We start from the raw sequence: 19,410 nt of genomic DNA, 5'->3' as shown, positions 1-19,410 counted from the left end.
GTTCGCAGGGCAGGTGGCGGCTCACAGGGATGCACCGGTGTTCAGGAGCCAGTTGGTCCACGCGAGGGCAGCGCCGGTCAACACCGCCCCGCCCAGGGCGACCAGGACCCCGGTGCGGGCGCGGGCGGCGGTATGCCAACTGCCGGCATTGGACGAGATCGCCCACGCGGCCGCGCAGAGAACGAGCATCCCGACGGCGGTGATCAGCGCGACGGTGAGTAGCGCCCCGACGATGCGGGCGAGATCGTCGGACGCCGCGACAGCGCCGAAGTCGGGGCCGACGGTGCCAGCCAAGACGTGCGCGCGGCTCACGGGTTCACCCCGCTGTTCGCAGCGTTGGCCGGGCACGTCGACGTCGGCCCGGCAGTGATCAGTTCGCCTGCGCTCAGATGAGCTGCGCCATCGAGCCACGGCTGTGGGTCGATCGCGGGCCGGTCGGGCCCGCCGGGGCGCAGCTCAAAGTGCAGGTGCGGGCCTGAGGAGATGCCGGTCGAGCCGACATCGCCGATGTGCTGGCCCGCGGTCACGAGGTCGCCAACCGCGACGTGGATGCCGCCGTCGAGCAGGTGCCCGTAGACCGAGGCGACGGTGTCGCCGGCGGTGGGCCCCGCGCCGGTCGCGTGCGTGAGGGTGATGCGGTTGCCCAGCCCGCCGCCGGGCCCGGCCGCCACGACGCGTCCGTCTGCGGTGGCCAGCACCGGCGTTCCGGCCGGGGCGGCGAGGTCCGCGCCGGAGTGCAACGCCCACACGTGGGTAACCGGGTTCAGGCGCATGCCGTATCGGCTGGTCGGCGACCAAGTATCGCCGGGCAGCGGGAAGACCCGTGCCGAGGAAGCCACCGGAGCCGGCACCGTCGTGGCGGGCGTGTCGGGCGTGGTGAGCGCGGCGAGGATCGCTGCGGCGACTGGCTCGTACCGGGCGTACCGGTCTGGATAGGCGGACACCTCGACCGCCTGCGCCGCGGCGCCCGCGGGTAGCTCGCGCCAGGAACTGATGTCCAGCAGTCCGCGTGGGGACCCACCGTTGGGGCCGTCGAGTCCGCCGAAGAAGGCTCGCGCCTGATAGGTCGGGTCCATGAGGTTGGTGACCGAGCCCCACCCGGCCGCGGGGCGCATCTGGAACATGCCCAGGGAGTCGTTGTCGGCCCCGTCACCGTCGTGCGGGTAGTTCGCCGACGTCGGGTAGGCGGTGGTATTGGCGTACATCCGCAGTCCGGACTCGGTCAGCCCCGCCATGAGCGCAACCAGCAGACCTCCAGGTCCCACCCCGGTGATGCGTGAGCCGACGGCCATGATCGTCGCCGCGTGGCCCAGCTGTGTGCGGTCTAATCGGACCGGTGAACCGTCCGCCGCAGTGGCCTGCAGCTGTTCGGGAATGGGTCCGATCGTGACCGGGGTGGCCGTCGAGCACGCTGCACCGACAATCGAGCCCACGAACAAGGTGAGGACGACCACGACAGCACTTGGGCCGGCGAGGACGGCAACCACGGCGGCGACGACGATGCGGTGCATGGCGTTGGACCCTTATCGCAGCGGTTTGTCGAGCTGCGTCAGGCGCAGCAGGGAGCAGGTGGGGTAGGTCGGCTCGCACCCGACAAAGGCGGTCAACGCGACGTCGAACTGGTCGGTGACCGGTTCCCCATCCCACGTGCCGGCCCGGTGCCGGATGCCGGTGATGGTCACGGCGAACGTGCCGGGAGCGACCAGGTTCGGGTCCCGGCCGATGGCGTCCGTCCACGCATCCGGGACGAGCGCGCCGGTGACCTCCAACCACTGCCGGGTGTCGTACCCGCGCAGGTGCTCCCACGCGGGCGGGCTCGGCAGGTAGGTCGCCAGGTCCAGGGCCAGGCCAGCTGACTCTTGGCCGCTCGGATCGGCGAGGACCAACAGGCGCCCCCTGTACTGGGCCAAGGCCACCGGGATGGTGGTGTCCCACTCGAACAGTGCACGCGCCGCCGACGTCGCGAAATCGACCGGGTCGCGCGAGGGCACTACCGGCGCCAGCGCGTCGCGGGACATGGGCGCGGTCGCGGGCCTCGTGGTGTCGACCGTCGTCGACGTCGATGTAGCCGGGAGTGCGGGTGTGTCGGGCTGGCCGAACGTGGAGATCGCGAGCCCGACGACGCCGACGAGTAGCACGACAGTGACGCCGACGAGTGCGGCGCGAACCAGGCCGAAGCGGGTGGGGGAGTACAGCATCGCCGGCGCCCTAGACCATCTCGCGCACGACGTCGCGCTCGGCGCGGCCCGCTTCGGCGAAGGCGGTCATCTGCGCCAGGACCCGCTCGAACGTCGCCCACTCGGCGGCGCTCACCGACGTCGCCAAGTCCGCCGGGTCGTACCCGCCGAGCCATCCGTCCAGGTCCCGGAACGTGAGCACCCACATCCGCCGCGAGCCGGTGAACCCGGTCGGTGACGGTGGCGGGTTCGCCCCAGGTCGGGACTTGCCCTTGGTCGGGGCCTGGCTCCGTTTGAGGGTGGCCTGGACCACAGCCTCGAGCTCGGCGTCGGTGGGCCGCGGTCGTTCTGGGGTGGCGGCGGTCTTGCCCAGCGCGGCCTGGACCGACTGGTAGGCCGGGTTGACCGGGTTCCCGGCGCGGATGTGCTCCAGGGCTCTGGTCGCCACGTCGCGGATCCGCTGCGGCTGGGCGGGGTCGGCGGCCAGATCGCGGATCTGTCCGATCTGCTCCATCCGGGTGGATGACTCACTGCCGGTCACCAGGAGCGCGGCCCGCTTGCGGGAGTTGCCGACCAGGTCACGCGGTGTGCTCGAATCGAGCACACCGTGTTCTGCTCTTGTCGTCGCGGCCCGGTTGCCGAACTGCGTCGCGGCGCGGTGGCGGTCGGCCTCCTCTGCGAGCAGGGTCTTGATCTCGCGGTACAGCTCTTCGGCTTCCAGGTCCGTGTAGGGCTTGCGGATGGCGTTCTCGTCCTGCTCGGCGAGCAGGCGATGCGCACCGTCGGAGACCCGGCGCACCCACACGTTCGTGGTCCGCCAGCCGAGCTGCTTGATCGCCTCGAGCCGCCGCAACCCGCACACCAGTGCGCCGTCGGGGGTGATCGTGATCGGCTGCAGCAGGCCCCGGTCGGCGATCGAGCGGGCCAGCACCCCGAGGTCGCCGAGGTCTTTGCGGTGCCGGGCACCGACCGTGATCGAGTCCACGCTGCGGTCGAGCTGGAGGAATCCGCCCATCTCAGACATCGCTGGGCCTTCTTTCTCGCGGTGCGGATGACGCCAGGGCGGAAACGAGGCCGGTGTCGGTGGCGACCAGGTCGAGGGGGGAGCCGGCGAGGATCCGCAGGAGCATCCCTTTCCCGGTCGGACCCAGGCCTCGGTCGGGGTCGGGGCTGCCCAGCACAGCGGTCAGCACCGCGGTCCAGGCGTGCTGGCCGATGTCGAGGTGAGCGCGCGCGACCTTGTCGCGGCGCAGGTACTCGAACGCCGTTGCCGGGTTGCCTGCCAGTTCCAGGCGGCCGCCGATGTACTCCAGCGCGAACTGGGCGGCGTCGGGTGGCCAGCCGCACGCCCGCAACAGTCCGACGGCCTCGTTGACGGCCGAGCCCAGTTCGACCGGCGCGATATCGCCGGCCTTCGTCCTGCGTGGGACGGGGGCATCGTCGTTGTCGGTCTCGGGGCTGAGCTGGGCCTCGAGGAAGGTCCAGTCGCGGTCGGTGATCCGCTGCGGGTCGTGCACGTCGACGGCGCGGCGCGCCGCGCGATCCCCGCACAGCAGCGAGTCGCCGGTGAACTGGGCACTGAAGGAGCGCTTGACCGCAGTGGTCACCACGGCCCACGGGTCATCGGCGTCGAGCAGGTGCGGGTCGCACATCACCTCGAACGCGAACGACGCAGCATCCTGCGGGGGCTGCCGATACTTGCGAGCCAACGGCGTGAAGCGTGCGATGCAGTGCCGCGCGAGCGCGTCACCTTCTGGCCCGTTCCACTGGGATGGGTGAGTTGGATCGGCGAATCGGCGCAACAGTTCGCGTAGTCCGCCGGGCGTGGTGAAGGCCGGGGTGCTCATGTCAGTTGCACCCCCTGCTGGTCGGGACCATCAAGGAACTCGTCGGCGTCGACTCCGCGAGCATCGACGCCCGGAGGTGGTTTGAGTCCGGCGTCCGGTTCGGGCGTCTGCGTGTGGTCGTGGGTTGCGATCGCGGCCCGCGTGATGCGTGCCGGGGCACTCCAGCTTCGATGGGCGAATGCCGCCTGCACCTCGACCGCGCGGCCGAGGAGCTCGCGTCCGACAAGCGTCGGCATGTCAGCCGGCCGCATCCAAGCGACCTGCGCGCGCTGGGCGCGGTCGGTGGCTTGGGTGAGTGCGAGGTTCGGGTCGGGTGCCGGGCGGGAGGGGTCGCCATGCACAGCCAGCGGTGACGGCGCCGTCGGGGCAGCGGGCGGTTCCGCCAGCGGCGGCTCTGGTTCAAGGTCACGGAAGTCGTCAGTGCTCACAGTGACACCGCCTCAGGTCCGAAGGGGTGCTCGGGGTCGTCCCGGCTCATCTCGCCCAGGTCGGGTCGGGCGGACGTGTGGCGGAAGGCTGAGCGCACCGTGGTCTCGGCTTCACGTGCGCTCAGGCCGGCGTCCACGCCAGCGGCGCCGACGCAGCCGAGAGTCGATGTGAAGTCGAAACCTGCCTCGACCATCCGGCACGCTGCCCAGAACAGGGCGCCGTTGCGGTCGCCCTGGGGGCGTGAGCGCACGTGGTTCGCCAGCCGCTCAGGATCCACGTCAGCGCTTGTGGCCCAGTTCCGCGCTGGGCGTTGGGGTAGGGGAGGGTCGAGCAGTCTGCGGAGCCCTGCAGCGTCGACGGGGCCGGGCGTGTGCGTCGCGATTGCGACGACCTCGTATCGGCGTTGCTCGCCGTCGACTTCGATACGTGAGGGGGGCGCGATCACATATCCGCCGTCCCCGCGGAAATCGATGTGGGTACGCGGCGACTGCCACGACCGCTGCTGGCTTCCCGGCGGATGCGGGAAATACGCGTGGAGCCCACCCGAGGGTGTGCGCACCACCCACAACCACGTGTTCACGAGCTGCGCGTCGCGCGCCCGCTCAAGCGCTGGAAAGCCCGACGCTTGGCCGTGAACGTCAATGTCGACGACGTCCACCCCGGAGGCGGCACCCGTGGGCAACCCGACGTTCGCGTCCGGGTGTTTGCGCCACCACGACTCGACCCGGTTCGGGTCAGCCGAGGCATCCTTGAACCCATGCGCGGTCAGCGGCACTTTGCCCAAGGACACGCACGGAAAGACCGCGATGCCCGCCTGCGCGAATCCGAGCGCCGCCTCAGCGAGCGACTCTCGCGACGACGCGACCGGGAGCGTGTCGTACGTCCAATGCGGGGTTCTGATCCGTGTCTCCATGCCCACCACAGTGGCGAGCGTGCGTAACCGGATGCGTATCCCCAAACTGCGTATCCCCCAGGGGATACGCAGTGTTTGCGCAGGTCAAGTGAGTAGCCCAAGAAGTCCAGAGCAGGGGTTGCGAAAGGGGTTCGGGGCCATGGCGCTGCCCTGAATCGCCGGGGGATACGCAGGGGATACGCAACGGGATGCGCACCTCGCGGAGAGAGACGCACCCCTGAGGGTAGGTGCGCATCTCCTCCAAGACCGAAGGATCGACACGATCACCGATCAGGAGCCCGAGTTGCACCACCCCAGGGGACGCACCCCGAACCGCACGGGAAAGCCCGCAATCGCGCGCTGTCCACAGGCTGACCCTTGCGGGTGCTCGTCGGCGCCGTCGTCGTTCTCAGTGGTGGGCGACCTGATGTGGGCGTCGCCCCCACGCCTCGGGACGGGGCTGGCTCGAAGGACTCTGATCTTGCCCACCTCGCCAGCTCGAAACCGCTGCTCCGGACGAGATCCGGCGGCAACATCGGCATAACCCAGACGTCCGCACAATGGATTACGCAGGTCTGCACCAGGGCGAGCTCCCACGTGGTGGTGATCGCGTCGGGCAGGCCCTTGAGTCCGTCGCAGACCACGATGCACACGTCGTCGACGCCGCGGTTCTTGATCTCGGTGAGCACGGCGAGCCAGAACTTCGCGCCCTCGCCGCCGTCGCCGGCCCAGATCCCAAGGATGTCCCGCTCCCCGGCCGTGCTCACGCCGGAGACCGGCGTAGAACGGTTTGTTCATCACCTGCCCGTCGCGGACCTTCACCACGATCGCGTCGATGAAGATCACAAGATAGACCTGTGCGGCTCCGGCAGAGAGGCTGCGGCGGTGACAAGGTCGGGGCCCGAGCCGACTGACAGTTACGTCACCGTGAGATCGGTGTACATCCCGGCGGCGTAATGACCGGCGAGGTTGCAGACCAGCTCGTAGTGTCCGGGAGCCAAGTTCAAGGTCACCCACCCGGATGTGCCTGGGCGGATTCCTGTGCCGGTCCCTTCGCCATCGGTGTTCGACGCTTCGCCGAGGCTGCCCGACTCTTCGATCCTGTTGTCGTCACCGACGACTTCGTTGCCAGCTGTCTGTCCGTCGGAGAGCGGCAGAATGACCAGTTCGTGGTCGATGCGGCCATTGTTTGTCACCAAGAACGAGACCGTTCCGGTGGCTACCCTTGTGCGATCGGCGCTGAGGTGCATCACGCCACCGGGCGCGGAGGTGCTCCCGCCCATCATCGGTCCACCCATGTCTACCAGCGAGATGCGAACGACCGCCCCGGGAAGATCCGGAGCCGACTCTGCCGCGACGGACGGGTGCCCCAGCCCGCCGAAACCGGAACCCATCATCGAGGTCCCCGCTCTCGGACCCCAAGTCCCGCCCCACGTCACTGCGGCAAAGACGGAGCCGAGCAGGACCGTGAGGGTGGCAGCGAGTGCCGCGACCAGCCATCCCCTGCCCGATCGCCGCACCGTCGTCAGTGATGCAGTCATCGGTGGCCTCCTCGGGCGGCGTCGAGGGCCGAGCGGTGTGTCTCGTAGGTCTGCGCGTCGATGTCACCTTCGGCTAATCTCCGGTCGAGGATCTCGAACGGAGACTCCGGCCCAGGTGTTGCGAGCCGCTGCCCGGACATCGCCGGCGCAATGCGAGGTTTCCTGTTCGAAGGCAGGAGCCGGAGCACCAACCAAGCGATCAGCGAGATCAGCGCGATCCAGAACAGGCCAATGAAGACCCACCCGCCGCTGCTCATGCCGTTCCCGTACCAACCCATCATGTCCGTCTCCTTCGGTTGCTTGCCTTGTCCTCGGGTGCAACTTCAGCCTCACGCCGCGACGCGAGGATCCCAGCGAGGAACGACGAAGATCCGACGAAGATCGGCGATCCGCATTTCCCCGGATGTCGTCGACCGTGAGGCCGGCGCTGTGATGGCATCGCGCAAGGTTGTGTTTGTCACTCGGAGAGTGCAGGTCGGTCGGCGCCAGGCGTGCTTGGCGGGGCGGAGGCGGTGGGCACGTACTCGCAGCGGTGTCTGTCGGTGACCTCAGCGCAGGAAGGCGAGGAACTCGCCGAGCCATCGCCGGCGCAGTGCTAAGGGCGTGGCGTGCCGGTTCGCCGGGCTGGCTCCGCGCACCGCGGGGTAGCCGATCAGGCCAGGCGTGGCCAGTCACACCCGAACGACTCGGGGCGCCCGGTGTCAACGGCAACCGAAAACTGATCGGATTCCGGCGTGCTGATCAGTATTCAGTTGCCGTCGACAGCCGGTGCGACCCGGTGCTCGCCGATGGTTGTGCTCGGGCTAGCAGCCTGTTGCGGTCCTCCGCCCCAATCAACGGGGAGCGGCCGGACCACAGCCATGAGGATCGGTGCTCCCTCGCGGACGGGCTGACGTCGGCACCGAACACGACGGCGGAGATCGGGCGCTGTAACTACGTGACCGTGTCGCCGATGCGCGACGCCCATCGGGTGCGCGCCGGGCATCGAAATTACGAGTGCTAAGGAGGGCTCGAAGGGCTAAAGAGGGTCGTTCGCGCGATCCTGGAGGTCGTTCCCTACTGAGGGCCTTGGGGCGGGAGGGCGGCCACGATGGGGTGGTCGTTGGCGATCGGGCCGAGATTGGCGGCAGCTCCGGGGGATCCCAGGTCAGTGAAGAACTCGATGTTGGCCGTGTAGAACGCGCTCCATCGTTCCGGGAGGTCTGCTTCGAAGAAGATCGCCTCGACCGGACAGACCGGCTCGCACGCGCCGCAATCGACGCACTCGTCGGGGTGGATGTAGAGCGAGCGGCTACCTTCGTAGATGCAATCCACGGGGCATTCTTGAATGCATCCCTTGTCTTTGACATCCACGCATGGTTGCGCGATCACGTAGGTCACGGCTGGATCCTCCTGAGTACTCATCGACCGAGCGCTTCGCGCGCGACCGCTGCTGGGCGTGCATTGGGAGCCGGATTCGATCTCGGCGAGAGCGACGTAGACGTCCGATCGCCTTCGGCCCACTGTGTGGCAGGTCAAACTGCTCGCGCTTGTATTTGATGCGGACGGCCACGCGAGGCGGAGATCACTTCATCCCCTCGGCATGCGTGAGGCTGTGGAGCTCGGCGGTGATTTTGGGCAGGACGGTGAACAGATCGCCGACGATCCCGAAGTCGGCGATCTCGAAGATCGGCGCCTCGGGGTCGGAGTTCACCGCCACGATCGTGCCGGCGGACTGCATCCCGCCGCGGTGGTGCACCGCACCGGAGACCCCGGCCCCGATGTACAAGCGCGGCGTGACTGTTACGCCGGTCTGCCCGATCTGCGCCGCGCGGTCGATCCAGCCCTCGTCGGTCGCCACGCGGGTCGCGCCGACCCCGGCGCCGAGCAGATCCGCGAGCTCCTCGATGACCGAGAAGTCGCCGTTGGTGCCCCGCCCGCCGGCGATCACGATCTCCGCCTCGCCGAGCTCGGGCCGCCCCGACGGCGGGCGCTCGGAGCGCTCCACGAGCGTCACCGGGCTCACTCGGTCGCTGACGCCCGCCGCGACCTCGACTACGTCGGGCGTGGTCGCGACGGCCGCGTCCTCGGCGTGCACGGAGTTGGCCTTCACTGCGATGATCGCGAGCGGCGTGGTGATCGCGCAGCGGGCGAGCCAGGTCCCGGCGAACGCCGACTTCTCTGCGACGAGCCGGCCGTCCTGGACGGCGAGCGCCCCCGCGTCCACGACGACGCCGGCCCCGGTCGCGGCGCCCACACGCGCGGCGATCTCCTTGTTGTCGAACGTGGAGGCCAGCAGGACGACCGCGGGACGCTTCTCAGCGACGAGCGCGGCCAGCACGTCGGCGGCGACCGGTGTGCTGCGCAGGTCGGCGCGGACGCCACCCTGCGTGCCGGCTCCGACGCGGTAGACGACCTCGACCCCAGCCAGCCCGAGTGCGGGCACAGCCCCCTCGAGCCCGTCGCCGAACCAGATGCCGTGCACGGGGATGCCGAAGGTGCGCGCCGTGGTTAGCAACTCAAGGACCGGCGGGCGCAGGTGACCCTCGTGGTGGTCGAGCAGGACGAGCGCGGGACTGGAGAGCGAGGACGTCATCGCGAGGACTCCTTGGGCTTGGTGGCGGCCGCACCCGGTCGGGTGCGGACCTTCGGACGAACGGGTGGGTCGTCAGATGAGCTTGTGCTCTACGAGGTAGGCGGCCAGCTGGGCGCCGGCCGTGCCGTCGTCGGTCATCAGGATGCGGTTCTCGCGCGCCGGCCGCGCGGCCGCGTCGAGCACCTGCGTGCGGGCCCCGGCGGCGCCGACCGTGGCTGGGTTGACGCCGAGGTCGGCGAGAGTGAGGACGGTGACGGGCTTCTTGCGGGCCGCCATGATCCCCTTGAAGTTCGGGTAGCGCGGCTCGTTCGCCTGATCCGTGACGCTCACCAAGGCCGGCAGCGGCGCTGTGAGAACCTCGGTCACGGTGTCGAGCTCGCGCCGCACGCGCACGGTCGAACCCTCGAGGGTGACCTCGGCCGCCAGCGTGAGCTGTGGGAGGTCGAGGAGGTAGGCGAGCGTGGCCGGCAACATCGAGGTGAGGCCGTCGAGCGCGGCCATGCCGGTCACGACGAGGTCGACGGGCCCGGTCGCGGCGAGGTGCTTGATTGCGGCCGCGAGCACGGTGGCGGTGCCGAAGACGTCGGACCCCGCGATCGCGTCGTCGAGCACGTGGACCGCGACGTCAGCGCCCATCTGCAGCCCGCGCCGCACGGCGTCCTCGGCGTCGTCGGGCCCGACGGTGAGCGCGATCACCTCGCCCGTGCCACCGCCGTCGACGTGGGCCTCGAGCAGGGCCAGGGCCGCTTCGACGGCGTTCTCGTCGAGCTCGTTGAGCGTCCCGTCGCCGCCGTCCCGGACCACGTGGCCGTCCGAACCGATGCTTCGTTCGGACTGGATGTCGGGCACGTGCTTGACGCAGACCACGATTCTCATCAGGACAATCCCTCTTCTGCGGCGCCGACGGGCGCGGGCTCCTCGTCCTCGTCGAACGATCGCCGACGGGTAAAACATTGGGTTGTGGTGGTCGGGCTCAGTTGGCGTCGTGCGGATCGTGGCGTGTTGCGACCGGATGTTGTGGCAGCTGTCTGATTCGCGCCGGCGGCCGACACTTGCTCGCCACGCCACCGTTAGCCGAACACGGCGGGGCCGTACTTCGCCAGGATGAGCGCGATCAGCAAGATCAGCCAGGCTGCGACGAAGAAGACGTCGTTGTCGCTGCGGACGAACTCGAGTGCGCGACGTTGCAGGCCCGCAGGCAGGTACAGGTTGCCCTCGCGCAGGTTGTAGTGGGTCAGGCTCCAGAAGACCAGCGTGGTCGACAGCGTGATGAGCAGGCACCACGGGCACAGCGCGTTGATGACGAGCATGGACTGGCTGAACAGCCAGTAGGCGAAGATCAGCCCGAGCGTGTAGACCGCCTGGGCTGACGCCATGAACCATCTCGGGAATCGGACCCCGCCGAGCAGCGCGACCGCGACGGTGATGACGACCGATTCGGCGATCAGGCCGAGGAAGGCGTTGGGGAACCCGAACAGGCTCGCCTGCCAGGAGAGCCCGACCTGCCCGCAATTGATCACCGTGTTGATGTTGCAGCTCAGGGCCGCTGCCGGATCGCGGGCGAGCTCGACCGCGTCGACGGAGAGCACGAAGGAGGCGAGCAGGCTCAGGCACGCGGAGAAGAGCATGGTGCCGAAGATCCAGCCCTCGGAATGGCGCAGTCGGTGCATGCGATTCACACGCTCGTCGGTTGCCACGCTCATGAGTGCCCCACTTCTGTTGGTCCGACGCGAAGCTCGCGTCGAGGTCAGCTCGCCTCTGGTTTGCTGCTGCCCTCACATCCGCATGGCCATGGGTAGCAGGAAGAAGTAGACGTTCAGCGCGCCGAGCAGCGCGATGATCACGATGTACGGCGCGAGGGTGGTGCGTCGTCGGGCGGCGGTGTGGTAGCGGCGGTGGGCGATGCGCCGGGCGGTGTAGAGCGATCCGACGAGGCCCACGGCAAGCAGGATGAACTGCAGCACCTGGATGGTGCCGGTGCTGACCAGGGCCATGGACCCGCTGCCGGACGGGCCGCCGAGCATCGCGGTGATCGTGTAGAACACGGACTTGCCCTCGGCGAGCAGGTGGAACAGGTTGTGGGCGATGTGGGCCGCGACGTCCAGCGGGATCAGGGCGTACCCGAACCGGGCGAAGTTCATCCGGGTGCTTTCGAGGTTGCGGGCCGCGGCGAGCCGGGACGCGCCGGCGAGCAGCCCGACCGGGAGGCCGACGGCGACCACGAACGCGACGGTGAAGATGACCGGGTAAGAGGTGACCCCGGTGGTGCGTTCGATCGCGTCGAGCACGTCTTGCCAGACCTCGAGCATGGTGACGTTCTGGATCAAGACGATGCCCATGATCGCCGCGGCGAGGAAGGACTGCTCGAGCTGGGGCTTGCGGATGAACCACAGCTCGCTGGCGGGTTTGCGGACCCGGAGCTGGATGGCGTCGTTGGGGCAGGACTTGATGCAGTTGGCGCACAGGTTGCAGTTGGCGCTGTCGTCCATGGTGCGCGGGAAGCTGAACAGCGGGCAGCCGGCGACCTTGTCGTTGCCGTTGTAGCAGACCGCGCGGGCCTTGCAGGTCTTGCAGATCGCGCTGTCCGCACGGAGCTCGACCATGCCGACGCGGGCGTAGTTCCCGGCCATGCCGCCCAGGAAGCACAGGTACCGGCAGAAGGTGCGCCGCTGGTAGAACGCGCCGGAGCCGATCACGAGGGTGGTGAGAATGAGCAGCAGCACCCCGGACCCCCAGGGCGACTCCACCACGCCCCACACGTGGTCGGACCAGGTGATCAGAAGGAACGAGGCGTCGATGATCCAGATGCCGTACTTCTTCAGGAACACCGGGACCGGCCGCTGGGCGCCGACCATCTTCTGGACGAAGTCGGACAGCGCGCCGAACGGGCAGACCGCGCACCAGAACCGCCCGACCAGGACGAACACGATGGGGATCAGCGGCCACCACAGCACCCACATCAGGGCGGTGCCGGGGTTGTCGTGGGCGGCGTCGGGACCGAGCAGCAACTGGTAGGCGACCAGGCCGAACACCGCCGCGATCGGGACCTGCAGGATGCCCGGGTACCAACGGCTGCGCAGCGCCCGGCGCACCAGCGGGATCGCCAGCAGGTTGCGGCCCACCGGAGCGGGGGAGAGGTCCTCGCACTCGTCGGGGTCGGCGGTGTGATCGTGCGGGCGTGCCGGGGCGGGTGCGGGCATGGGGATGTCCTCGAGGGTGTAGGGCGGGTTCAGGCGGTGGCGGGCGTGGTGACCCGGGTGCTGCGCTTGGGGTGGTGGGTGTTCTTCGTCTTGCGACGTAGCACCGCAGCGCTGATCAGGACGGCTCCGTTGATCCCGGCGAACACACCGAGCACCGCGCCGCGAGGCCGGGAAACGGTTCCGGCGTGCTCCGCTCCGTCAGTGGTCATCTCGTCCGCGGGCATGTCCATTCCCGGCATGTTCTCGGCTGGTTCGCCGGGGCTCGTCTCCACGCCTGCGGGCATGTCTTGCGCCGGCATGTCCATCCCTGGCATCGACTCGGCGCCGGCGCCGGCGCCGTCGCCGGGGTCTGTGGTCGAGTCGGCGACGATCGCAGTGGGCGGCGTGCTCGGGACCGCGACCGCCGGTGCGGCACCCGCGATGAGCAGCACCGCGACACCGACGGTCGGCAGCGCGCGGTGCAGATACCGCATCACGATGTCGTCGGTTGTCGTTCTCATGGTCGATCTCCTGAGTCGTCGAGGCCGTGGTCTTTGCGCAGCTGCAAGAGATGGTTGTCGTGGCGCGTCATGACCGTACGGCTCGAAAATTCCGCAAACCCGGGCAGGGGCGGAACCGGCGCGGATCTTCAGGGAATCTTCATTGTTCGGCGATCGCTTCTTGATGGTTTCGATCGCGTTCGGGGGAAATCGGCCGGTTTGGGCGTATTAACTGAAGGCAAAGTTGGATTGCGGGTGTCGCTACACAAGACACGCAGAACTCCACGTCCCTGCCTCTCGTGCGCAGTGCGGGCGTTCTTGTCAACCTTCAGTGAATCTTCATCGAACGATCGTCATTCGAGGCGCCTTTGTCGTGGAACCTGGGACCAGGCCCACCGGTGCCGGTGGCGGGGTGATGTGTGGTCCCCCGAGAGACTTTGAAGGCCAACAGATGGAGGAGCGCATGTTCGTCGCGATTGCCCGGTTCCCAGAGGTCTCTGCTGAGCGACGGGCGGGCTTCGAGGCGTGGTTTGTCTGGTCCATCGACGAGTGGCGCGAGGTCGACGGGTTGACGGGTCGGCGCCTGCTGCGAGCCTCGGATGGCACGTACGCCACCGTGGTGGAGCACGAAAGCGCGCAGACGTTCGCGGCCATGAACGCGACCGGCGTTGCCGCTCACGTTCAGTCGAGGCTGAGAAAGATCCTCAAGGACGCGCCGGTGACCGCAACGCACGAGGTCGTCGTCGACCTGGCAGTCTCCGGGTCCTGCTGCGGTGGCACGGGCGGGGGTGGGGGTGCGTATCAAATAGTCGCACTTCCGGTGGTGACCGCCGCAGCCGAGTCCGGAGGTTGCTGCCGAGGCTGACTTGCCCGCACTGCTGCTCGGACCCTGAGTCCGGCGGTCAGATCACCTGCTGCATCGATGCCCGATCAGATCTGCGCGGCCCAGTGGCCGACGCGGTCTGACACAGGGCTCGTACCCCACCGAAAGGCACTACCGCCCGTGAGCACCCGATCCTTGCGTGTCGCCGTCGTCGGCGCCGGCCCGGCCGGCATCTACGCCGCTGACATCCTGTCCAAGACGGACCTGGACGTCAGCATCGATCTCTTCGAGCGGCTGCCCGCGCCGTTCGGGCTGGTGCGCTACGGCGTGGCCCCCGACCACCCCCGGATCAAGCAGATCATCGTCGCGCTGCACAAGGTGCTCGAGCGCGGGGACATCCGCCTGCTCGCAGGCGTGGAGTACGGCGTGGACCTCAAGCTCGAGGACCTGCGCCAGTTCTACGACGCCGTGATCTTCTCCACCGGCGCGATCCGGGACCACGCGCTGCCGATCCCCGGCATCGACCTGCCCGAGTCCTACGGCGCGGCGGACTTCGTGTCCTGGTACGACGGGCACCCCGACGTGCCGCGCACCTGGCCGCTCGAGGCCACCTCGGTCGCCGTCCTCGGCGCCGGCAACGTCGCGCTCGACGTCGCCCGCATGCTCGCCAAGCACGCCGACGACCTCCTGCCGACCGACATCCCGGCGAACGTGTACGAGCAGCTCAAGGCGTCCCCGATCACCGACGTGCACATGTTCGCGCGGCGCGGCCCGGCCCAGGTGAAGTTCTCCTCGCTCGAGCTGCGCGAGCTGGGCAAGGTGCCCGACGTCGACGTGGTCGTCTACCCCGAGGACTTCGAGTTCGACAAGGGGTCGATGGCGGCGATCCAATCCTCCAACCAGACGAAGCAGGTCGTCACGACCCTCACCGACTGGACCCTGAACGAGCCGGCCGACCAGACGGCCTCGCGGCGCATCCACCTGCACCTGCTGCACCGCCCGACCGAGGTGCTCGGCCAGGACGGCCACGTGGTCGGCGTGCGCACCGAACGGACCGCGCTCAACGGCGACGGCACGGCGTCCGGCACGGGCGAGTTCCACGACTGGCCCGTCCAGGCCGTGTACCGCGCGGTCGGGTACTTCGGGTCGCCGCTGGTCGACATCCCGTTCGACGACCTGCGCGGCGTGATCCCCAACCGCGAGGGCCGCGTGATCGACGTCGACGGCGAGCGGGTCCCCGGGATCTACGCGACCGGCTGGATCAAGCGCGGCCCGATCGGCCTGATCGGGCACACCAAGTCCGACGCGTCCGAGACGATCCGCCACCTGGTCGAGGACGCGGCCGAGGCCGACGGCACCGCGATGCTCACCGCGACGGAGCCCGAGCCCAGTGCCGTGACGGACTTCCTGGCCGCCCGCGGGGTGTCCGTGGTCGAGTGGTCGGACTGGGAGCTGCTCGACGCGCATGAGATGGCGCTCGGGGCCGCCGTCGGGCGTGAGCGGATCAAGGTCGTGCCCCGCGACGAGATGACGGCGATCGCCCTCGGCGAACAATCGACCGGCCCGGTCGCAGCAGATTCGAGATCACGCCTCATCCACGAGGTGGGTTGAGGATTTTCCCGAGGCGGGCTGAGCGTGGTTTGAGCGAGAAGCTTCAGCCGTCCTGCACGCGGTCCCCGACGGACACCTGGTCCCGCGATGCACGACTCGGATCCGGGTATAGCCGCGTGGGCTCTCGCGCCGAGCTGGGTGCCGGACGGTCGCAGGCTTGGGGCGACGACCGTCCGGCGGATGTGGGTCGGATCGCTTACGCAGCCAGGCCGCTGCGCTCGCATCCTGCTTCGCGAGGTCGGCCTTCGCCGACCCCCAGGTGATCGTGCTACTCCGGGGTACCGACTCCGTCAGAGCACGAAGCGCCGGGCTCCGGCGTCTGGGGGCCATTCACGTAGGCGGCCAGGAACAAGGGCAGCCGCTTGTCGGCCGCCGAATCGAGTTGGAGCTGAACTCCCCAGGCGCTCGCCACGACCGGCGAGGCGAGCCCGTCGCGCGGGCTCACCAGGACGTAGTTGTCCTTGGCCGCGAAGGCGCGGAGCGAGTCGACCTGACCTGGGGCCAGGCTGGGGTCGTAGGTGATCCAGACGGCACCGTGCTCGAGTGAATGCACGCCGTTCTCATCGACGATCGGCTCGGAGTAGAAGCCGCAGACCTGTCCAACAGCAGAGTGCGCGCCACCCGTGGGCGGGTTCTGGGCGTAGTCGACTGCGGTGGAGACATGGTCCTGGGAGAGGCCCGTGAAGGTCTTGACGCCCCGAATCGGTTCTTTCGCCTGGGCAGCGAGATCGGCGTTCTTGGCGCCCTGATCGACCACGATCGCGATCGTGGTGCCGATCAGACCCAGGACCAGGACGCCCGCGACCGAGGCGATGATCCAGGTGCGCTTTCGCTCGGCCTTCTTCTGCTCGGCCTTAACCTGCGCGAGGCGTGCCTGGCGTTCAGTCAGCTCGGTCTTGCGATTGCGGTTCACGATCGGAGGGCTCCTCTTGAGCGGCAGGTCGTAGGAAAACGTCGATCTCCCGTCGAACCGGGAGTGGGGCGCGTGATCGACGGTACGCGGCTCTCCCGTGACGACCCAGGAGTAGAGGCGGCCTGAGACGGATCTTCAGGAACTCTTCATAGTTTCGCGATCGTTCCTTGACGAACCGACGAGAGACTGGTGCACGGTGGTGGTCGCCGTGCAGCGCGTCCCTTCGTGAGTCGTTCATGCGGTCTCAGTGTCCGTTGCACGGCGGCTGCCCCTCGAGACGAGGGTAATCGTCGTCGTGGTCGTGCCAGCAGGGGCCGGCCAACTCCCTGAGCTGGAGGCGGCCTCGCGGCGTCCTGGCGAATCGAAGTGGCTGGCGAAGCGGCCGAGGGCAACCCCGCAGTTCCATCGGGCCCAACTGTCGCTGCCACGGGCATCTTCATCAGATCTTCATCAAAACTCGACGCCACGTGCGGGGTTGGCCGACCAATCTTGGCTGCTCGTCCGACGGTGGTCACATCGCATCCTTGGTGCAAGAGACCGTCGTATGCGACGTCGCGGCTCTGCCCGACGGGTCCATGACCGCACATCACGTCGTACGGCACACCTACGAGCCGATCGTCCTGTCCACCGAGCCTTGGAGAAACATCATGAACGTCAAGACCCGCATGACAGCTGTGGGCGGCGCACTCGCGCTCGCCGTCGTCCTGTCCGCCTGCGCCGGCCAGGAAAGCGCCCCGGCCGCGAGCAGTCCCGCCAGCGCGGCGTCCGAGTCCGCCGCCGCGTCCGTCGACGACAGCCACAACGACGCCGATGTGACGTTCACCCAAAACATGGTTGTTCACCATGAAGGCGCCATCTTGATGGCCGACCTCGCGGGACGCACAGCCAGCACCGCTGAGGTCAAGGCACTGGCGGATCGGATCGCTGCCGCCCAGGAACCAGAGATCCTCACGATGCAGTCGTGGCTCGTGGCGTGGGGCGAGCAGAGCGCGGCCGACGCCGACATGGGCGGGATGGACATGGGCGGCATGGACATGGGCGGGCTGAACCAGGACGAGGCGATGACCGAGCTCAAGTCCGTGACCGGAGCGGAATTCGATCGTCGCTTCCTCGAGCTGATGATCGAGCACCACCAAGGCGCCATCGAGATGTCTCAGACTGAACTGGCTGCGGGCAGCAACCCTCAGGCTCTCGAACTTGCCCAAGCCATCATCGACGCACAGAAGGCGGAGATCACCGAGATGGCGCAGCTCCTCCAGGGGCTCTAGTTCGATCGTCCGCATCCGCGGGCGAGCGCGCCGTGCGCCCGCCCGCGGATGATGTGCGATGGCGACGTCAAAGGAGCCGTCGGCGGCGCCGGAGCAGCGACCGAGTGGCCGGCGTCAACGGCCGGGCAACGAGGACCGCCAGGGCGAGAGTGATCATGGGAAGGTCGCCGACGCGGGCATAGGGCGTCAGGCCCGATCGAAGTGGGATGCGTTCGCGGAGCAGGGTCGCGGCGCCCAGCTTGCTCTGCGCGGCGACGGTGCCGTTCGGGAGGATGACGGCTGAGTAGCCCGTAGGTGCAGCTTGGAGAACGGCTCGGCCGAACTCCCGAGCTCGAAGTCGCGCTGCTGCGACTTCGAGTGCCGGAACCTCCGGAGTGAGGTAGGACGCGGCGTTGGTCGGCACGAGCACGACCTGGCCGCCGGACGTCACCGCTTCGCGGACCCGGTCGGCGAAGAACACTTCGTAGGAGATGACAACTCCCAGCGGCCCGACGGGAGCGCTCAGGAGCGCCGATCCCTCACCGGGGATCGCGTCGCGGGGGACCAGCGTCGTGGCGTCCGAGACGACCTGCAGCAGGCGGCGGGCGGGGAGGTATTCCCCGAAAGGGACTCGATGCTCCTTTTCGTACCGGTCGAGCCGTTCGCCGTCGGGTCCCCACAGCACGGCCGCATTGCGGAACTTGGTGCCCGATTTCTCGACGATCCCCACGACGACGCTGGTATCGAGTCGCCGCGCCTGGGCCCTGATCTGGCTGTCGGGGAGGGATCCCGCGATGGAGCCGTCGACGTCCACGACATTCTCGGGCAGGACCACGAGGTCGGGAGAGCCGACGATCTGCTGCATCACGGCAAGGTGGCGTGCGGTGACTCGGGTGGGGTCGGCGAGGACACCGCGAGGGCCGCCGCCTTGGACGACTGCCACGTCCAGGGTCGAGATCGTTCGGGTGGTGATGGTGGCACCGACCAAGAGGGGGGCAAGAATGATGCCCACGGCACCGCCGACGGCGGCAATCCGGCGGGACCCGCCGGGCATCACCAAGAGGCCCGCCAGAGCGACGCCGCTGACTGCGGCAAGCGCCGTCACCAGGAGCGAGCCCCCGAGCGGTGCGGCCATCGCGAACGGCCCACCCGCCTGGCTCAGCGCGAGGCCAGGGAGAGGAAACCCCCCAAGGGGAAATCGGAGCTGTACCGCCTCGAGCAGCACGAGCGCGGCAGGAAGCGTCCACCAGCCGCCGGCCCATCGCCCGGATCCGGGCGCCGGAATCAGGGCGACCGCCGCCGCGAGCATGCTCGTCTCGAGCCCGACCATCGCGACGTAGCCGGGCACGCTGAAATCCATGAGCCACCGCAACGTCAGACCATAGAACACGACCCCGGTCAGGCCGCCGAACAGGCATCGCTCGCGTGCGCCCCGTCCGTGCAGGGCAAGGGTGAGGAAGGCGACCCCGAACGAGAGCATCGGCCACCACCCCCGCGGCGGCGCGGCCAATGCCCACGCGACCCCGGTGGTGAGTGCGAGTGCGATGCGAACTGTGCTCCCGTGCCACTGAAGGTGAGCTGCAATCCACGTCACGGTCGAGAACCTGATCGCCGAGGAACTCAGTTCGGCCTCGACGATCAGGTCGTCGGCTCGGCTCGCCACGGAATGCTGGCTC

The 19,410-nt window shown here is 68.7% G+C and carries 20 protein-coding genes and 1 pseudogene; 3 read left to right on the top strand and 18 right to left on the bottom strand.

What is annotated here, in order from left to right; translation table 11 throughout:
* Positions 1–21: 21 nt before the first annotated feature.
* The 16 genes and pseudogenes from VTA80_RS00470 to VTA80_RS00395 all read right to left on the bottom strand — a co-directional run bounded on the left by VTA80_RS00470 (position 22) and on the right by VTA80_RS00395 (position 13,161).
* Entirely contained in the window at positions 22–312 is a 291-nt protein-coding gene (locus tag VTA80_RS00470; protein ID WP_407343467.1) for a DUF6112 family protein, read from the bottom strand.
* Positions 309–1,511 (bottom strand): M23 family metallopeptidase, encoded by a 1,203-nt coding sequence (locus tag VTA80_RS00465; RefSeq protein WP_407343466.1) that lies wholly within the window; start codon positions 1,509–1,511, stop codon positions 309–311. Before VTA80_RS00465 ends, VTA80_RS00470 begins: the two co-directional genes overlap by 4 nt.
* 12 nt (positions 1,512–1,523) lie before the next feature.
* Positions 1,524–2,198, bottom strand: a complete 675-nt coding sequence (locus VTA80_RS00460) for a hypothetical protein (protein ID WP_407343465.1) — start codon at positions 2,196–2,198, stop codon at positions 1,524–1,526.
* Positions 2,199–2,208: 10 nt separating this feature from the next.
* Positions 2,209–3,201: a ParB N-terminal domain-containing protein gene (locus VTA80_RS00455; protein ID WP_407343464.1), complete on the bottom strand. Its 993-nt coding sequence runs from the start codon at positions 3,199–3,201 to the stop codon at positions 2,209–2,211.
* Positions 3,194–4,024, bottom strand: a complete 831-nt coding sequence (locus VTA80_RS00450; RefSeq protein WP_407343463.1) for a hypothetical protein — start codon at positions 4,022–4,024, stop codon at positions 3,194–3,196. Before VTA80_RS00450 ends, VTA80_RS00455 begins: the two co-directional genes overlap by 8 nt.
* The gene (locus tag VTA80_RS00445; protein ID WP_407343462.1) at positions 4,021–4,275 is read right to left on the bottom strand and encodes a hypothetical protein; all 255 of its coding nucleotides are present in this window, start codon (positions 4,273–4,275) and stop codon (positions 4,021–4,023) included. The genes VTA80_RS00450 and VTA80_RS00445 overlap by 4 nt, the downstream gene beginning before the upstream one ends.
* Positions 4,276–4,448: 173 nt before the next feature.
* Positions 4,449–5,366 carry a bifunctional DNA primase/polymerase gene (locus VTA80_RS00440; RefSeq protein WP_407343461.1) on the bottom strand — a complete coding sequence of 306 codons (918 nt, stop codon included), beginning with the start codon at positions 5,364–5,366 and terminating at the stop codon, positions 4,449–4,451.
* A 539-nt stretch (positions 5,367–5,905) separates the two neighbouring features.
* Positions 5,906–6,203 (bottom strand): annotated as a pseudogene (locus VTA80_RS00435) (transposase); the annotation flags it as partial.
* 59 nt (positions 6,204–6,262) lie between these two features.
* Complete coding sequence (locus VTA80_RS00430) at positions 6,263–6,886, bottom strand: sulfocyanin-like copper-binding protein (RefSeq protein WP_407343460.1); 624 nt, start codon at positions 6,884–6,886, stop codon at positions 6,263–6,265.
* Positions 6,883–7,167 carry an SHOCT domain-containing protein gene (locus VTA80_RS00425; protein WP_407343459.1) on the bottom strand — a complete coding sequence of 95 codons (285 nt, stop codon included), beginning with the start codon at positions 7,165–7,167 and terminating at the stop codon, positions 6,883–6,885. The genes VTA80_RS00430 and VTA80_RS00425 overlap by 4 nt, the downstream gene beginning before the upstream one ends.
* A 775-nt stretch (positions 7,168–7,942) precedes the next feature.
* Positions 7,943–8,266, bottom strand: a complete 324-nt coding sequence (fdxA, locus tag VTA80_RS00420) for a ferredoxin (RefSeq protein WP_407343458.1) — start codon at positions 8,264–8,266, stop codon at positions 7,943–7,945.
* Between the two features lie 184 nt (positions 8,267–8,450).
* Positions 8,451–9,461, bottom strand: coding sequence for an electron transfer flavoprotein subunit alpha/FixB family protein (locus tag VTA80_RS00415; RefSeq protein ID WP_407343457.1), 1,011 nt, complete (start codon positions 9,459–9,461; stop codon positions 8,451–8,453).
* A gap of 72 nt (positions 9,462–9,533) precedes the next feature.
* On the bottom strand, positions 9,534–10,337 hold the full coding sequence (locus tag VTA80_RS00410) for an electron transfer flavoprotein subunit beta/FixA family protein (RefSeq protein ID WP_407343456.1): 804 nt from the start codon (positions 10,335–10,337) through the stop codon (positions 9,534–9,536).
* A 194-nt stretch (positions 10,338–10,531) separates the two neighbouring features.
* Positions 10,532–11,131: a vitamin K epoxide reductase family protein gene (locus tag VTA80_RS00405; protein ID WP_407343455.1), complete on the bottom strand. Its 600-nt coding sequence runs from the start codon at positions 11,129–11,131 to the stop codon at positions 10,532–10,534.
* Positions 11,132–11,236: 105 nt separating this feature from the next.
* Positions 11,237–12,661 (bottom strand): 4Fe-4S binding protein, encoded by a 1,425-nt coding sequence (locus VTA80_RS00400; protein WP_407343454.1) that lies wholly within the window; start codon positions 12,659–12,661, stop codon positions 11,237–11,239.
* Positions 12,662–12,690: 29 nt separating this feature from the next.
* On the bottom strand, positions 12,691–13,161 hold the full coding sequence (locus VTA80_RS00395) for a hypothetical protein (RefSeq protein WP_407343453.1): 471 nt from the start codon (positions 13,159–13,161) through the stop codon (positions 12,691–12,693).
* Positions 13,162–13,603: 442 nt separating this feature from the next.
* Here VTA80_RS00395 and VTA80_RS00390 point away from each other — a divergent pair, with 442 nt between their 5' ends.
* Together VTA80_RS00390 and VTA80_RS00385 are read left to right on the top strand one after the other, a co-directional pair.
* Positions 13,604–14,005, top strand: a complete 402-nt coding sequence (locus tag VTA80_RS00390; protein WP_407343452.1) for a hypothetical protein — start codon at positions 13,604–13,606, stop codon at positions 14,003–14,005.
* 138 nt (positions 14,006–14,143) lie between these two features.
* The gene (locus VTA80_RS00385) at positions 14,144–15,574 is read left to right on the top strand and encodes an FAD-dependent oxidoreductase (RefSeq protein WP_407343451.1); all 1,431 of its coding nucleotides are present in this window, start codon (positions 14,144–14,146) and stop codon (positions 15,572–15,574) included.
* Between the two features lie 268 nt (positions 15,575–15,842).
* On the opposite strand, the gene VTA80_RS00380 is transcribed toward VTA80_RS00385, so the two are convergent.
* Positions 15,843–16,487 carry a DUF3105 domain-containing protein gene (locus tag VTA80_RS00380; RefSeq protein WP_407343450.1) on the bottom strand — a complete coding sequence of 215 codons (645 nt, stop codon included), beginning with the start codon at positions 16,485–16,487 and terminating at the stop codon, positions 15,843–15,845.
* Positions 16,488–17,062: 575 nt separating this feature from the next.
* On the opposite strand from VTA80_RS00380, the gene VTA80_RS00375 reads away from it, so the two are divergent.
* Positions 17,063–17,755, top strand: a complete 693-nt coding sequence (locus VTA80_RS00375) for a DUF305 domain-containing protein (RefSeq protein ID WP_407343449.1) — start codon at positions 17,063–17,065, stop codon at positions 17,753–17,755.
* Positions 17,756–17,822: 67 nt separating this feature from the next.
* Here VTA80_RS00375 and lnt read toward each other — a convergent pair whose 3' ends face one another.
* Positions 17,823–19,397, bottom strand: coding sequence for an apolipoprotein N-acyltransferase (gene lnt / locus VTA80_RS00370; protein ID WP_407343448.1), 1,575 nt, complete (start codon positions 19,395–19,397; stop codon positions 17,823–17,825).
* Between the last annotated feature and the right edge of the window lie 13 nt (positions 19,398–19,410).

The organism is Pengzhenrongella phosphoraccumulans (assembly GCF_045689905.1).
In the GTDB taxonomy this organism is placed as follows: Bacteria; Actinomycetota; Actinomycetes; order Actinomycetales; family Cellulomonadaceae; genus Pengzhenrongella; species Pengzhenrongella phosphoraccumulans.
This window is presented reverse-complemented; position numbering and strand designations above follow the sequence as displayed.